The organism is Ruania halotolerans (assembly GCF_021049285.1).
In the GTDB taxonomy this organism is placed as follows: Bacteria; Actinomycetota; Actinomycetes; order Actinomycetales; family Beutenbergiaceae; genus Ruania; species Ruania halotolerans.
Window position 1 is genome coordinate 3,019,514 of the sequence record NZ_CP088017.1, and the last position, 14,443, is coordinate 3,033,956.

A 14,443-nucleotide genomic window follows, 5' to 3' on the forward strand; every position below is an offset into this window, starting at 1 on the left:
ATCGAGGGCACTCGGTGGACTCCCAGTGGAGAGAATCATGACCACCACTGCCCTCGCTCCGCTGTTGGAGACCTCCCGCGAGCTCATCACCTCCCTGCAGGATCCAGGCGGCGCCTACCCGGCCAGCCCCACGTTCTCCGCCTACCGCGGGTACTGCTGGTTCCGGGATGGTGCGTTCATCGCCGACGGCGTCTCTTCCGCCGGGGAGGTGACCTCACCCTCGGCATTCCTGGACTGGTGCGCCGGGGTGGTCGAGAGTCATCGCACCCCGATCGAGCGGGTGGTCGCGGCCGCCGCGGCCGGTGAGCCGGTGCCACAGGAGCAGATGCTGCCAACACGGTTCACGATGGCCGGTGGCCCCGGGGCGGACGAGTGGTGGGACTTCCAGCTCGACGGGTACGGCACCTGGCTGTGGGCCGCCGCCGAGCACGCCGCGCGGCACGGTGTGGACATCTCGCGGTGGCGAACTGCGGGCGAGCTCACGGTCGACTACCTGCTCAGCTCCTGGCAGCGGCCCTGCTATGACTGGTGGGAGGAGCACGCCGAGCAGGTGCACGTCTCCACCCTGGGGTGCATCGTGGCGGGCCTGCGCGCGGCCGCCGGATCCGGCCTGGTGACCGGCACACGAGCCGACGCGGCCCATGCGGGCGCGGAGGCGGCAATGGACGTGATCACCAGCCGTGGGGTCGCCCACGGGCACGTGACCAAGTGGCTCGGCACCGATGCCGTGGACGCCAGCCTGGCTGCACTGGTCGGACCGCTCGGAGTGATCGAGCCAGCGTCCGAGCTCGCTGCGGCCACGATCACGGCAATCGAGGAGCAACTGTGCACCGACGGCGGCGTCTACCGCTTCCGCGCCGACACCTTCTACGGTGGCGGCCGGTGGCCGCTGCTGTCCTGCTTCCTGGGCCTCGCGCACGCCCGGACCGGAAACTCCGCCCGCGCCGGAGAACTGCTCGACTGGGCAGCCCGAACCGCGACAACGGATGGCCTACTCCCCGAGCAGGTGGACGGGCACCTGCTCGCACCGCACTACCGCAGCGAATGGATCGACCGCTGGGGGCCGGTGGCGACGCCACTGCTGTGGTCCCACGCGATGGTGCTTCGCCTGGCGGCGGAGCTGAAGGAGGAGAACGCATGATCCGCCACCGGCCACTCGGCTCCGGGCACCCCTACGCTCACGACACCGAACAACGCTCACCCGTCCAGCCGGTGGCTGGAGAGCCACTGCGCCTCGGCGTGCGTACCTCCGCCGAAGTCACCACCGTGGACCTGGAGTACCAGATCGACGACGGGCCGGTCACCACGGTGGCGCTGGCACCGGTGGCCCGGTCCTCTCGTGGGCAGTCCACCGACGGCGGCCACCTCGCTTCCGCGCAGGCACGTCAGGCCCGCCAGGCGGGCGGGTGGCAGACCGAGATCACTGCGCCGGCCGCCGGACGCACACTGCGCTACCGCTTCGTCGGGCACACCGGAAGCGGCACCGACGGCGGCACTGACGGCACCCAGCGGACCCGGCACTACACGTGCCGGTCAGCCACCTGGCGCGACACCGCGGGCGACGTGCTGGACCTGGCGGGGGCCGCCGTCGGGATCCTCCCCGGTATCCAGGTGCTCGACGACGGCGAACGGGTGCACCAGGTGCGCTTCGCCCTGCCGCTCGCACCCGGCGAGCACGTGACCGGGTTCGGGGAGCGCTACGACGCCCTCGACCACCGTGGCACCTCCCTCGATTCGGTGGTGTTCGAGCAGTACAAGAGCCAGGGCGCGCACCGGCGCACCTACCTGCCGATGCCGTTCGCGCACGTCGTAGGCGGTGCGGGCTGGGGTTTTCATGTGCAGACCTCACGCCGGGTGTGGTTCGACATCGGTGAGGCGAGCCCGGACCGGCTCACCATCACTGCGGAGGTGGATGCGCCGTCGGGGACCACGCCGTTGCTGGGTGTGGCGACCTACGCGGGCGAGCCGGCCGCCGTCCTGGATGCCTTCCTGACCGAGGTGGGACGCCCGACGGAACTGCCGGACTGGGTGTTCAGGCTGTGGGCCAGCGGCAACGAGTGGAACACTCAGGCCGAGGTGGAGCGGCAACTGGCGTTGCATCGCGAGCACCGGATCCCGGTGGGCAACGTGGTGATCGAGGCATGGAGCGACGAGCAGACGTTCACCGCCTTCCGGGATGCCGAGTACGCGGTGCGCGAGGACGGTGCGCCGATGCGGCTGGCGGACTTCACCTTCCCGGCGAACGGCGCCTGGCCGGACCCGAAGGGCATGATCGACGCCCTGCACGCCCATGACGTGCGGGTGCACCTGTGGCAGATCCCGCTGATCAAGATGCGCCCGCACCCGGCCGCTCAGGCGAAGGCGGACGCGCGGGCGGCGATCGAGGAGGGGGTGCTGGTTCGCGAGGAAGCACCGGATGGAACCCTGCGGCCCTATCGCAACCGGGGCTGGTGGTTCCCGCTCGGGCTGATGCCGGATCTCACGGACGAGCGCGCCGCGCAGTGGTGGACGGCCAAACGCCGGTACCTGGTGGAGGAGGTGGGCATCGACGGGTTCAAGACCGACGGCGGGGAGCATGCCTGGGGGTCGGACTTGGTGTACCTGGACGGGCGCCACGGGGACGAGGGCAACAACACCTTCGCGACCGGGTACGCGGCCGCCTATGGACGGCTGCTCGAATCGTGCGGGAAGGCGCCGGTGACGTTCAGCCGGGCCGGATTCACCGGCTCGCAGGCCCATGGCGCGTTCTGGGCTGGGGACGAGAACTCCACCTGGGAGGCGTTCCGGTGGTCGATGCTGGCCGGGCTCAGCGCCGCGGCGTGCGGGATCGTCTACTGGGGCTGGGACATCGCCGGGTTCTCCGGGCCGATCCCGGAACCGGAGCTGTACGTGCGGGCGATGGCAGCGAGCGTGTTCGTGCCGATCATGCAGTACCACTCCGAGTTCAACCACCACCGCAGGCCCTCGGTGGACCGCACCCCCTGGAACATCGCCGAACGCACCGGGGACTCCCGTGTGATCTCCGAGGTGCGGGCACTGGTGGAGCTGCGGGAGCGGCTGGTGCCTTACCTGGCTGCCTCAGCGCGGCAGACGGTGGCGACGTCTCGGCCGCTGATGCGACCGCTGTACTTCGACCACCCGGGCGACCGGAACGTGTGGGAGCACCCAGTGCAGTGGCTGCTCGGGGACGACCTGCTGGTGGCCCCGGTGCTGGAGCCGGGCACGCAGTCCTGGCCGGTGTACCTGCCCGAGGGCGCGTGGGTGGACGTATGGTCCGGGCAGGCCCACGACGGCGAAGCGACGGTGGATGCCGACGTCACCCGGCGCGACCGGGTGCCGGTGTTCGTGCGGGAGACCGCGTGGGAGGGGCTACGGAGGGTGTTCGAGGGCTGAAGGTTCGGCTATCCCTCAGTCGCGGTAGGCGAGCGCGTCGATCTCGACGAGCATCTCCTCGCGGGGCAGGCCCGTGAACACCGTGGTGCGGCTCGGGCGCACACCGCTCGGGCAGTGCTTCTCCATGAACGCCGAGTACACCTCGTTCATGGCCGGGAACAGCGACCGCTCGGTGAGGTAGACCCGTAGCATCAGGACGTCTTCGAAGGTGGCACCGGCCGCTTCCACGATGGCGCGCACGTTCTGCAGGGTGCGTTCGGTCTGCGCGGCCACGTCCCCGGCGGCGATGTACTCACCGCTGGCCGGGTCCACGGGCCCTTGACCGGAGACCGTGATCATCGGGCCCTTGCGGACGGCCTGATGGAAGGCCCAGGCCGGGGCGGGAGCGTCGGGGGTGTGGATGGGGGTCTTGTCAGTCATCTGTCATCTCCTGTCGTGGTGGTGAGTCGGCCGGCGCGGAGCACGTGCTCGCCGCGGACGAGCACGTCGGCGATCCCGTCGGCCGGTCGGGTGGGTGCGGCGAAGGTGGCGCGGTCGGCCACCGTCTCCGGGTCGAGCAGGACCAGATCGGCCGAGTATCCGGGTGCGATGACCCCGCGGTCGGTCAGCCGGAACCGCTCGCTCGCCCGGGTGGACAGATGCTCGGCAGCATCGGCCCAGGTCCAGTCCTGCCACTGGCGCAGGTGCCGGTGCAGGAACCGGGGGAAGGTGCCCCACCCGCGCGGATGCGGGTGAGAACCGATATAGATCGAGTCCGACCCGGCCATGTGGCCGGGATGATTGGCCAATGCTCGCACCGACTCCTCGGTGTTCGTCGGTGGCTGTTCGAACACGCAGCCGGCCCGCAGGCCGGTGCGCACGAGCACTTCGATGACGGCGTCCGGCACCTCGACCGCCCACGTGGCGGCAACTTCGGCGAGGGTCGAGCCCTCGAACTCCTCGTGGCCGGGCACGGAGGAGAGCACTGCCGGCGCGAGGATCGCGATCCGGCCGACGACATGCTCGTGCACCCTCGCCACAACCTCCGGGCGGGAGAGCTGGACGAGAGTGGCGTCGCGGTCGGCCAGCGGGAGCCAGGCCGGCAGGGCCAGCATCGCCAGGATCGAGGCACCGTGCCGGTAGGGGTAGGAGTCGAAGGTCACGTCCAGACCGGCGCTCGCTGCGCCGTCGAGCATCGCCAGGATCGGCGCGAGCGGACCGTGTAGGTGGGAGATGTGGGCGGCCACGCCGCTGCGGGCGCTGATCTCGGCGATCTCGGCGAACGCCTCAGTGGCCCGATCCTCGTAACCGCGCATGTGGGTCACGTGCGGGAGCCCGCGCTCGGCAGCGGCCGCGCACAGTTCCACCAGTTCGGTCACATCGGCGTACCCACCCGGGGCGTACTCCAGACCGGTGGAGAATCCTCGTGCGCCGTGGTCGAAGGCTCGCTCGACGATGACCCGCATCCGCTGTCGCTCGGCCACCTCGGCCGGACGTTGCTCGGCTCCGAGCACGGCGTAGCGCACCAGACCGTGGGGGACGAACGTCTCGACCCGCACCGGTAATGCGTGCAGCTGGGCGAGGTAGCCGGCCACGCTGAGGGCGGACTCCGAGCGGGGCGGGCCGTTGATCGCGCGGAAGTAGTCGGCAGCGAAACCGAGCGCGTCATAGTCGCTCTCGTCCGCCGGAGCGAACCCGAGTCCATCGAGCCCCGCGAAGACCGTCGTCACGCCTTGGCGCAACAGCGCGAGCTGCACGTCGGGGTCGCCCGCCCGGGCGTCGGCGTGGGTGTGCACGTCGACGAAACCCGGCAGCAGGACTCGGTCGCCGGCGTCGAGGACATCGTGCGTGAGCCACCGGTGGGCAGGTTCCGCGGCTCCGACGTGGGTGATCACGCCGTCAATGACCTCGACATCGCACCGCGCGCCGTCAGGCTGGGCAGTGCTCGGGACGAGACCTCCCCGGATGACCAGCGGGCGCGAAGTCATGCGACCGCGACGATTGATTCGATGCCCCGGGCGGCCAAGCGCGCCGGGTCGGCGGCATCGGAGGAGGTCACCAGTGCGGGGGTGGCGCCATTCTTGCGGTGACGGTGCCAGGTCTCGAACACCTCACCACCGGGCCCGAGCGCCGGCCGGGAGAGCGGGACACCGTCGGCGTCGACGTCGATGCGGACAGCCGTCGTCCGTACCGGCACCTCGATCGGGTTCGCGCGAGCGTCGGCGATCACCTCAGCCAATCGAGCACCGATGGGCTTGACCTGCTGGTCGGTGCGCAGCAATCCCAGTCCGTACTCGAGCGACTTGAAGTCCGAGAGCGAGTCCGGAATGTCGTGCGAGCACCACCAGGTGATGCCGTACAGGTTCTGCGTGGTCAGCGCGGCCGCGACCGCCCGGGCAGCGAACTCGGGCGCCTCCTCGTCGGTGAGGCAGTTGTCGGGGGCGCCGATCTCCTGCAGCCACACCGGCCGGTCGGCGTCCACTGCGAAGGCGCGGGCCAGCTCGATCAGGTACTCCCCATGCCGGGTCGACTCCTCGGCGAGGCCGCCGTACCTCGCGGCGGTGCCGTTGAAGATCCACGAATGCACGGTCGAGACGTCGCCGTGCTCGGTGACATGGCGCGGTTGGAAGGGATGCCCATCGCGATACCAGGCGTGATCGTTCGTACTGTGGGCAATGACCGTCCCGGCGGGCATCGCAGCCGAGCCGATGGTTCCCTCCAGCCAGGCCGAGACCTGCTGCGGGGTGGCGGGCATCTTGCCGGGGTTCGGGTCGTCGACGAACTGGTTGGTCTCATTCCCCAGGGTCAGGCCGCCGAAGCCTGGCACATCGGCGAGCCGGTCGCGCAGGGCCCGCACCAGTCTCCCCTGCGCCTCCACGGCCCCCGAATCGGTGAACATGTTGCCGTCGTGCCAGTTGAGCAGCCACGCCGGCACGAAATCGTAGCCGGACATGTGGCCCTGGATGACGTCAACATAGACCGTCAGGCCGCAGTCATGTCCGATCTGCACGACCGTCGCGACATCATCGAGGGCGCGCGTACGGATCATCGTGCGATTCGGCTGCAGCACCGGCCACAGCGGGAACACCCGCACATGATCGAAGCCCAGAGCCGCGATCGCCGCGAAATCGGCACGGACAACCGCCGGATCGACGGCAATCCACTGAAACATCCAGTCGACGCTCGGGGTGTAATTCACACCGAAGCGGGGGGCTGGCGCGGCAACGGGCATGGTGCTCCTCAAGGTCGGGGTTCAGGATCCGTGCGCAGGGCACGGCAGCGCTAGGCGCGAAGGTCGGCGACGGAGTCCCGTTCAACGAGTTCACGGGGACCCACTCGGCCGGAGGGCAACTCCTCGGATCGCAGTTGCGCGGCGAGCACGTCGAGCGCAACACGAGCACTCTCCTCGATCGGGGGCCGCAACGCGGTCAACCGGGGTGCGAGCATCTCGCAGACCCACGAGTCCTCCCACGAGATCACCGACACATGTTCGGGGATCGTCCATCCGCGATCGTGGGCGGCGACGTAGAGCCGGCTCGCCATGAGTTCACTGTCAACGAGGATCGCGATCGGCTCCTGCGCTTCGGTGACGATCCGGGCCAGATCCTCGGAGACCGGGCCGTGCGGGTCACTGACGACAAGGATACCGTCGGCACCGAAGAGTTCGCGGTGGGAAGCGCGGTAGAGCACGTTCCGACGTGCCACGGCCACAGTGGTGTCGGGGTCGCTCAAGCGGGCCATCCGAGTGTGACCCAGCTGCCGTAGATGCTCCATCACCTCGGTCATCGTGTGCTCGTCGGCGACGGTGACCTCTGGGATCCGGTCCGTGTCCGGCGAATGCCCGATGGTCACCGCGGGCACGCCCAGTTCAGCCAGCAGTTCCGCACGTGGATCGCCGACCACCGGGTCCAGTAGCAGGAAGCCATCCACCTTCTGCTCCTGCCACCATCGCCGGTAGGTATCCAGCACCGCGTCCGGTTCTTCCACGAACGCGAGGACGAGGGTGAGGCCGCGCTTGCTGATCTCGATCGAGACCGACGCGAGGATGTGCACAAAGGTGGCATCCCGCTCGAAGTCCTCCCGCGACCGGGAGACGATCAACCCGACATCGCTGACCACTCCCGAGAGCCTTCTCCCCGCGCTGGCGGGCCGCCAGCCGAGTTCGTCAGCGATCTCCCGGATGCGTTTGGCTGTAGCCGGTGGGATGTTCGGCTTGCCGTTCATCGCATGCGAAACAGCCGCTGCGGAGACACCGGCGGCGGCAGCGACAGTACGGATCGTCGGGCGTGGCATAGCGCCAGTATAGACATGATTGCGACTTCTAGTTAACCGGTGTACAGTGACGGCGCATCACCCCCTAGCAGCGGCAGACCCGCCGCGAATCCTGCATTCTCTCCCCCGCACTTCCTGCATGAAGGAGCCCTCGCAATGAAGCCGAGTCCTCGAATTGTTGCCATTCCAGCGATTGCCGCGCTCATGGTGGCGGCTGGTTGTTCTGGTAGCGGCGAACAAGCAGAGACCGACAACCTCGTGATTCAAACGAACTGGACCGAGTCACAGCCGCAGAATGCGCCACTCGTTGCAGCTACCGAGCAATTCACGGACGAGACCGGAATCAGCGTCGAGCTGCTCTACAACAGCGACGATCTGAACCAGGCATACGAAAGCGCCGCGCTCGCCGGCGAAGAAGCGGACGTCGTCCTGCTCAACCTCACCGACCGGCAGATGAACTGGGCCACCGACGGCATCGTGGTCCCACTCAACGACCAAATCAGCGAGTGGGGCCTGGATGAGGTCATCCCCGAGTACAACGTCGAGGAGTGGACTGACGAGGAAGGGAACCTGCGGGGCATCCCCTACACCGGCTTCAGCTGGCCCTGGTGGTTCAACACCGACCTGCTCGCCGAGGCAGGGGTGAGCGAGATCCCGACGACGACCGACGAGTTGGTCAGCGCCGTCACCGCACTACGGGACGCCGGGATCACCCCGATGGCCGCTGGGGGCAACGACTGGTCCGGTCAGAAGCTCTTCCTGCAGATCATGCAGAGCTATCTGCCCGCCGGGGAAGCGGTGGAGGTGTTCAAGAACGGCACGTTCTGCGAGTCCGACGGCGCGATGCGCGGGATCGAGTTGTTCGCCGAGCTGCGCGATGCCGGCCTGTTCGTGGACGGAGCGGAGGGCTACACCGTCGACGACGCCACGACCGAGTACTTCACCGGGCAGGCGGCGATGGCCTCGATGGGCTCCTGGTCCTACCTGCAGGCACCGGAGGAGATCATCGAGGTCACCGAACTCGGTGGCTTCCCCGGCCCCGGTGACGGCGAGTATGCCAGCCCCACGGCGTACCAGGGCGCCACCGGCTCCGGCTTCTGGGTGAGTCACAACGGGGCGGAGAAGATGGAGGCGGTCGAACAGTTCATCACGTTCATGTACCGCGATGAGGTCATCGATTCCCTCCTGACCGAGGGCGGGATCGTGCCCCTGGTGCTGCCGGAGGGCTCAGACGCCGCCGAGAGCAACCCGTTGCTCGCCGAGGCACTCACCACACTCCCGGAGTCGGTGGACTGGGCGGTCATGCCGGATCTGCACATCCCGGCCTCTGCCACCAACCCGATGTACCGGTCAGTGAGCATCGCGTTCTCTCCCGGCAATGACGCGGCCGCGATCTGCGCCGCGATGGAGGAGGCCTACTCCGGATGAGCACCGACACCGTGACGCCCCGCCGCCCGGCGGCGGGGCGTCCGGCCCGGTCCTCGCTCATGCGATCCGCGGCCGGCCTGCTGCCCACCGTCCCGGCCCTGGCCTGGTTCCTGCTGTTCGCGGTCGGGCCGATCGTGGCGCTGTTCTACTTCGCGCTGCTGGAGTGGCGCTCCATCAATGCTGACCGCACGTTCGTCGGCCTGGACAACTTCGCCCGCGTGATCGGTGACGACGTCGCGCGCCAGGCGCTGCTGAACTCCTGCATCCAACTGGGTGTGTCCCTCCCGATCATCATCGTCGGCGCGTTCGCATTCGCGTACTACCTCAACCTGCATCCTCCCGGTCACCGGCTCATCCGCACCCTGCTCTTCACCCCAGTACTGCTGTCCACTCCGGCGCTAGCGATGGTCTTCTCCGGGGTCTTCGCACCCTCCGGTCTGGCGAACGCCGTGTTGGGACTGATCGGACTCGACGCAGCGCAGCGGCCGTGGCTTGCCCAAGGCGCCACGGGGCTCGCAGCGATCATCACGATCGGGATCTGGTCCGGTCTGGCGATCTCGACCGTGATGTTCACCGCGCGCCTCTCGGCGCTACCCACGGAGGTGTTCGAGGCCGCGGAACTGGACGGCTGCAGCCATCCACGGCGCATCCGCGCCATCGCCTGGCCAATGGCGCGAGAATTCGTCGGTGTCGTCACCACACTCCAATTCCTGTGGACATTGTTCGGATCGGCCGCTCTGGTTCTCCTTCTCACCCGGGGCGGACCTGGAAACGACACGGTCACCTTGTCGTTCCTCGTGTACGACTATGCCTTTGGCAGGCAACAGGTCGGATATAGCCAGGCGATCGCCGTCGGGCTCTTCATTCTCGGCGCCATCGGGCTGCTGGGAATCAGGTCCTTCTTCAACGAGAAATCCGAGGAATCCTGATGGCTTCACGACGCAACAGCACATTCCGGGCAGGACCGACAAGGTATTTCGCTCACGTGGCGGCGTGGGGATACGTGGTGGCCCTCGCCCTCCCCCTGTATTACTTGGTGATCTCCTCGGTGAAGAGCACGGTCGAGATCGTCAATCAGCCGTTCCTGCCGACTCTCGACCCGACGTTCGCGAACTTCACCGACGCCATCACGCAGGCCGACCTCGGCCGAGCCATGGTGAACTCGATCTACGTCACGCTGGGCGCCGAGGTGCTCACGCTCGCCGTCACGCTGCCGGCGGCCTACGCCATCGCCCGCGCCCGGCACCGCACCGGACGTGCCCTCGAGGCGGTCTTCGGTGCCGGCTTCCTCATCCCCGGTTTCGCCGCACTGGTGCCGTCGGTCATGCTGGCGATCGCATTCGGGATGTTCCACACCCGCGAGTTCCTGATCCTGATCCTCGGTGCGGCCGCGATCCCCCTGGCCGTGCTGCTGCTCACCCAGGCGATGCGGACGGTCCCACGCGAACTGGAGGAGAGCGCGAGCATCGACGGTGCGAGTCAGGCACGGGTCTTCTGGAGCATCTACGTACCCCTGACAGTGCCCACGATGTCGGTGGTGGCCATCCTGAACTTCCTCAACTTCTGGAACGAGTACTTCTTCGCCCTCGTCATCGGCGGCACCCGCCCGGATGTGCGCACCGCCCAGGTGGCCCTGCCCACTCTCTCAGCGGCCACGAATGCCCAGTTCGGCATCCTCGCCGCCGGCGTGGTGATCACGCTCGTGCCTGTCTACATCGCGTACGCGGTGATGTCACGACGGATGGAGAACGCCATCCTCGCCGGAGCGTTGAAAGGATGATCATGGCCGCCTCCCGCACCTACGAGCTGAGCCTGCGCGAGCAGGTGGGTCAACTCAACCAGCGGTTGAAGGGTTGGGAGTGTGTCCAGCGCAACGGCCAGAGCTGGGCTGTCACCGACGTGCTCCGTCGAGAGGTGGATCGGTGGGGAGGGCTCGGCGCCCTGTACGGCCTGTTCCGGGCCGATCCATGGTCCGGGGTCACCCTGGAGTCCGGGATCTCAGTTGCCGAGCGTGCCGATGTGGCCGCAATGGTCACGGAGTACTGCGTCCAGCACAGCGAGCACGGAATCCCGCCGTTGCTCGCAGAGGAGGCACCGCACGGGCATATGGCCATCGGCGGCAGCCTGTTCCCGGTCAATCTCGCGGTGGCGGCCTCCTGGGACTCCTGGGGCATCCGGGAGGCGGCGCAGATCACCGCGGAGGAGCTTCGCTCGAGCGGGGCACATCTGGCGTTGGTCTCCGGACTCGACATTGCCCGCGATCCCCGCTGGGGGCGCACCGAGGAGTGCTACGGCGAGGATCCGGATGCCGCTGCCGCGTTCGTGACCGCAGTGGTGGAGGGGATGTCCTCGGTTCCTGGGGTTGGCGTGGTGCTCAAACACTTCGCAGCGCAGGGCGCCGGAATCGGCGGCCGGAACGGTTCCAGCGCCTCGCTGGGACCGATCGACCTGGGTGATCTGCACCTGACTGCGGCGCGGCAGGGAGTGCTTACCGGTGCCGTCGGCGTCATGGCCGCCTACAACGACATCGACGGCCTGCCGTGCATCTCCAATCGCCAGCTGCTGACGCACATCCTGCGCGAGCGTTGGGGCTTCGACGGAATCGTGATGGCCGATGGCGGCGCCGTGGACCGGTTGATCGACCTGACCGACGATCCAGCGGCCGCCGCGGCCCTCGCGATCCGTGCCGGCGTGGACCTGAGCCTGTGGGATGAGTCGTTCACCACGCTCGAGGCGGCGCTCGAGCGCGGGTTGATCACCGTCGAGGAGATCCGGCAGGCGAGCGACCGGGTCCTGGCGGTCAAGGATCGGCTCGGGCTACTTGGCGCCGCTGCCCACCATGGCCCGGCGACCACCGAGAGCACTACCGAGAGCACTACCGAGACCATCGCCGCACGCGCCCGGGTTGTCACCACCCGGCTCGCGGAACGCTCGATCGTCCAACTGAGCACCTCGGCACGTGCGCTCCCGCTGCCAGCCGGAACGATCGCCGTCGTCGGCCCGAACGCGGACGACCTCCCTGCCCTGCTGGGCGACTACACCCCGCCGGTCACCGGCGACCTCGGCGGGATCGCCACAGCGCTGCGCGCCTGCCCGGGAATGGCGGAGCGAGTGCTCACCCCGTCCTCCTGCCGTGAGCGCAGCGGCACCCGCTGGCAGGTGGAGCCCGAGGATCTCCAGGTGTGCCGGCGAGCCGACGCCGTTGTGCTGGTGCTCGGCGATACGAGCGAGCGGCTGTACTCCACCGAGTTCGACAACAACGGGGCAGCGATCCCGAGCTCCGCGATCGCCACCGGCGGCGAAGGCGTTGACGTCGCCTCCATGGAGTTGCCGGCCGAGCAGCTGCGACTCCTCGACGCTGTGGCCGACCTCGGCACACCGGTGGTGTGCGTGGTGGTCTCCGGTCGGGCTCGTGCCCTCACCCGTGTGCTCGACCGTGCCGATGCCGTGATCTTCAGCCCGTACCCGGGCCCGGCCGGGGCGGGCGCCATCACCCGGGTGCTGACCGGGGAGGCCATCGCCACTGGCCGGCTGCCGATCAGCCTGCCGTACGGGGACGGGGTGCTCCCGGTGGCCCACAACGAACGCGTGGAGCACTTCTTCGGGTACGCCGACCAGGACGGGCGCTCACTTCCGTTCGGCACGGGCGGGCACGGGATCGACGAAGAACTGTGTATGCCCCCGCGCGTGGTGACCGCCGAGGCGCTGCGCTCCGGGCGCCCGCTCACGGTCACGGTCCGCGTGCGGAACAACACCCATCGCGCGGTCCATCACACGGTGCTGCTGCACGGTCAGCGGCAGGTGACCGGCCGGCAACGACGGAAGAACGAACTGCTCACGTTCACGAGTGTGAGCCTCGAGCCAGGGGCCGAGCGGGACGTCCCGCTCGAGCTGCACGCCGAGCAGCTGTTCGCGCGGAACGCCTACGGTGAACCCATGGTTGTTCCTGAACGAGTCACGATGGCTCTGACGCCGGGTCCGCACCCACCGGGAACGCCGGGGGTGCATGCAGTCACCATCACCGAGTCGTCATGAACGCCTCCGGCTCGGAGAATCCTGAAGGTCCCGACGACGCAGCGGTGCCGGACTGGCAGGGGGCGCTCGCTGAGCACCTCGTGCGCCCCGCACGTGCGGACAAATCGTGGTCACCAGCGCTCGAGGGATGGCGGCCAGGGACGCCGGGGCCACCGGTGAGTGAGCTGGGCTCACCCGTGGTCACGCTCGACGTGGACGCACTCGGGCACAATCTGGCAGCAATGGCTTCCTGGGCACGCTCACGAGACGTTGACCTGGCGCCGCACGGCAAGACGACGATGTGCCCGGCACTGTGGCACTGGCAGGTCGCAGCAGGGGCGCGCGCCATCACAGTGGCGAACGTCACCGGGGCACGGATCGCCGTCGATGCTGGCATCGAGCGGGTGGTGATCGCGAACGAGGTGGTCGACCCGGGCGGTTTGGCCGAGCTCGCCGGGTTGCTCACGAAGGACCCAGACCTGGACCTCGTGTGCTGGGTCGACTCCGTGGCAGGAGCAACATGGATGAGCGAACACCTGCGCGCAGCCGGTGCGCCCCGGCCGCTCGGCGTATGCGTGGAGTTCGGCATGGCCGGTGGCCGGTCCGGGGCCTCGACCACGGAGGCAGCGATCGAGGTCGCCCGCGCGGTGCGGGTCTCACCCATGCTCGCGCTGCGTGGGGTGTCCGGTTACGAGGGCAGCTCACCGGCGCAGAGCGAGGCTGATCGGGAGCAGGACGCGATCGTCTTCCTCGACCAGCTGGCCGGTCTGTTCCTGGCCTGCGCTCCCCTGGTCGAGGCCGAGCAGCCGATCTTCAGCGCCGGCGGAAGCATGTACTTCGATCACGTGGCCGACGCCGCCGCTCGGATACGTGAGGTCCCCGGATCGGTGGTGCTCGTCCGATCGGGGTCCTCCCTCATCCATGACGACGGCCTGTTCGCACGGCTGACCCCGAGCACCAGGGGCCGCGGACCGGAGTTGCGCGCCGCCGCTCACGTGTGGTCCCGGGTACTCTCCGCCCCGGAGCCGGGACGGGCCATCCTGGACGCCGGGCGGCGCGACCTTCCGTTCGATGCGGGCCTGCCGGTTCCCCAGCGCGTGCACCGGGCACGCGGAGACGACACCGAGCAGCTCAGCCCGAACTGGTGGGCCACCGCGATGAACGATCAGCACCTGCACCTGGCAGGTAGCGGCGTCGAACTGCAGATCGGCGACCTCGTCCGGCTCGGGATCTCGCACCCGTGCACCCTGCTGGACAAGTGGCGGACGGTCCTGCTCGTGCAGAGCAGTGACGACTCGGGCCGCAGCCACGTGGTCGGGGCACTGGCGACGTCGTTCTGACCCTCGCACCGGCACCG

11 protein-coding genes are annotated in these 14,443 nt (G+C 68.7%); 7 read left to right on the forward strand and 4 right to left on the reverse strand.

The window, feature by feature from the left end; all coding sequences use genetic code 11:
• Positions 1-37 precede the first annotated feature (37 nt).
• Together LQF10_RS13520 and LQF10_RS13525 are read left to right on the forward strand one after the other, a co-directional pair.
• Complete coding sequence (locus LQF10_RS13520) at positions 38-1,141, forward strand: glycoside hydrolase family 15 protein (protein ID WP_231064356.1); 1,104 nt, start codon at positions 38-40, stop codon at positions 1,139-1,141.
• Positions 1,138-3,393, forward strand: a complete 2,256-nt coding sequence (locus LQF10_RS13525) for a glycoside hydrolase family 31 protein (RefSeq protein ID WP_231064357.1) — start codon at positions 1,138-1,140, stop codon at positions 3,391-3,393. Before LQF10_RS13520 ends, LQF10_RS13525 begins: the two co-directional genes overlap by 4 nt.
• Positions 3,394-3,408: 15 nt before the next feature.
• Here LQF10_RS13525 and LQF10_RS13530 read toward each other — a convergent pair whose 3' ends face one another.
• The 4 genes from LQF10_RS13530 to LQF10_RS13545 are packed head-to-tail and all read right to left on the reverse strand — an operon-like array spanning position 3,409 to position 7,665.
• The gene (locus LQF10_RS13530; protein ID WP_231064358.1) at positions 3,409-3,813 is read right to left on the reverse strand and encodes a RidA family protein; all 405 of its coding nucleotides are present in this window, start codon (positions 3,811-3,813) and stop codon (positions 3,409-3,411) included.
• The gene (locus LQF10_RS13535) at positions 3,810-5,360 is read right to left on the reverse strand and encodes an N-acyl-D-amino-acid deacylase family protein (RefSeq protein ID WP_231064359.1); all 1,551 of its coding nucleotides are present in this window, start codon (positions 5,358-5,360) and stop codon (positions 3,810-3,812) included. The genes LQF10_RS13530 and LQF10_RS13535 overlap by 4 nt, the downstream gene beginning before the upstream one ends.
• Positions 5,357-6,604 (reverse strand): glycoside hydrolase 5 family protein, encoded by a 1,248-nt coding sequence (locus tag LQF10_RS13540; protein ID WP_231064360.1) that lies wholly within the window; start codon positions 6,602-6,604, stop codon positions 5,357-5,359. Before LQF10_RS13540 ends, LQF10_RS13535 begins: the two co-directional genes overlap by 4 nt.
• 50 nt (positions 6,605-6,654) lie before the next feature.
• Positions 6,655-7,665 (reverse strand): LacI family DNA-binding transcriptional regulator, encoded by a 1,011-nt coding sequence (locus LQF10_RS13545; RefSeq protein WP_231064361.1) that lies wholly within the window; start codon positions 7,663-7,665, stop codon positions 6,655-6,657.
• Positions 7,666-7,800: 135 nt separating this feature from the next.
• Between LQF10_RS13545 and LQF10_RS13550 the strand changes: the two genes are divergently transcribed.
• Genes LQF10_RS13550 through LQF10_RS13570 form a run of 5 tightly spaced genes read left to right on the forward strand, consistent with a single transcriptional unit; the run spans position 7,801 to position 14,426 of the window.
• Positions 7,801-9,072, forward strand: coding sequence for an ABC transporter substrate-binding protein (locus tag LQF10_RS13550; RefSeq protein ID WP_231064362.1), 1,272 nt, complete (start codon positions 7,801-7,803; stop codon positions 9,070-9,072).
• Entirely contained in the window at positions 9,069-10,001 is a 933-nt protein-coding gene (locus LQF10_RS13555; RefSeq protein WP_231064363.1) for a carbohydrate ABC transporter permease, read from the forward strand. Before LQF10_RS13550 ends, LQF10_RS13555 begins: the two co-directional genes overlap by 4 nt.
• Positions 10,001-10,852 (forward strand): carbohydrate ABC transporter permease, encoded by an 852-nt coding sequence (locus LQF10_RS13560; protein ID WP_231064364.1) that lies wholly within the window; start codon positions 10,001-10,003, stop codon positions 10,850-10,852. Before LQF10_RS13555 ends, LQF10_RS13560 begins: the two co-directional genes overlap by 1 nt.
• A 2-nt stretch (positions 10,853-10,854) precedes the next feature.
• Positions 10,855-13,107 (forward strand): glycoside hydrolase family 3 protein, encoded by a 2,253-nt coding sequence (locus tag LQF10_RS13565; protein WP_231064365.1) that lies wholly within the window; start codon positions 10,855-10,857, stop codon positions 13,105-13,107.
• Positions 13,104-14,426: an alanine racemase gene (locus LQF10_RS13570; protein ID WP_231064366.1), complete on the forward strand. Its 1,323-nt coding sequence runs from the start codon at positions 13,104-13,106 to the stop codon at positions 14,424-14,426. Before LQF10_RS13565 ends, LQF10_RS13570 begins: the two co-directional genes overlap by 4 nt.
• Positions 14,427-14,443 lie beyond the last annotated feature (17 nt).

Coding starts and splice junctions, on each gene's coding strand:
- LQF10_RS13520 (WP_231064356.1), top strand. CDS start 38: ATGACCACCACTGCCCTCGCTCCGCTGTTGGAGACCTCCCGCGAGCTC.
- LQF10_RS13525 (WP_231064357.1), top strand. CDS start 1,138: ATGATCCGCCACCGGCCACTCGGCTCCGGGCACCCCTACGCTCACGAC.
- LQF10_RS13530 (WP_231064358.1), bottom strand. CDS start 3,813: ATGACTGACAAGACCCCCATCCACACCCCCGACGCTCCCGCCCCGGCC.
- LQF10_RS13535 (WP_231064359.1), bottom strand. CDS start 5,360: ATGACTTCGCGCCCGCTGGTCATCCGGGGAGGTCTCGTCCCGAGCACT.
- LQF10_RS13540 (WP_231064360.1), bottom strand. CDS start 6,604: ATGCCCGTTGCCGCGCCAGCCCCCCGCTTCGGTGTGAATTACACCCCG.
- LQF10_RS13545 (WP_231064361.1), bottom strand. CDS start 7,665: ATGCCACGCCCGACGATCCGTACTGTCGCTGCCGCCGCCGGTGTCTCC.
- LQF10_RS13550 (WP_231064362.1), top strand. CDS start 7,801: ATGAAGCCGAGTCCTCGAATTGTTGCCATTCCAGCGATTGCCGCGCTC.
- LQF10_RS13555 (WP_231064363.1), top strand. CDS start 9,069: ATGAGCACCGACACCGTGACGCCCCGCCGCCCGGCGGCGGGGCGTCCG.
- LQF10_RS13560 (WP_231064364.1), top strand. CDS start 10,001: ATGGCTTCACGACGCAACAGCACATTCCGGGCAGGACCGACAAGGTAT.
- LQF10_RS13565 (WP_231064365.1), top strand. CDS start 10,855: ATGGCCGCCTCCCGCACCTACGAGCTGAGCCTGCGCGAGCAGGTGGGT.
- LQF10_RS13570 (WP_231064366.1), top strand. CDS start 13,104: ATGAACGCCTCCGGCTCGGAGAATCCTGAAGGTCCCGACGACGCAGCG.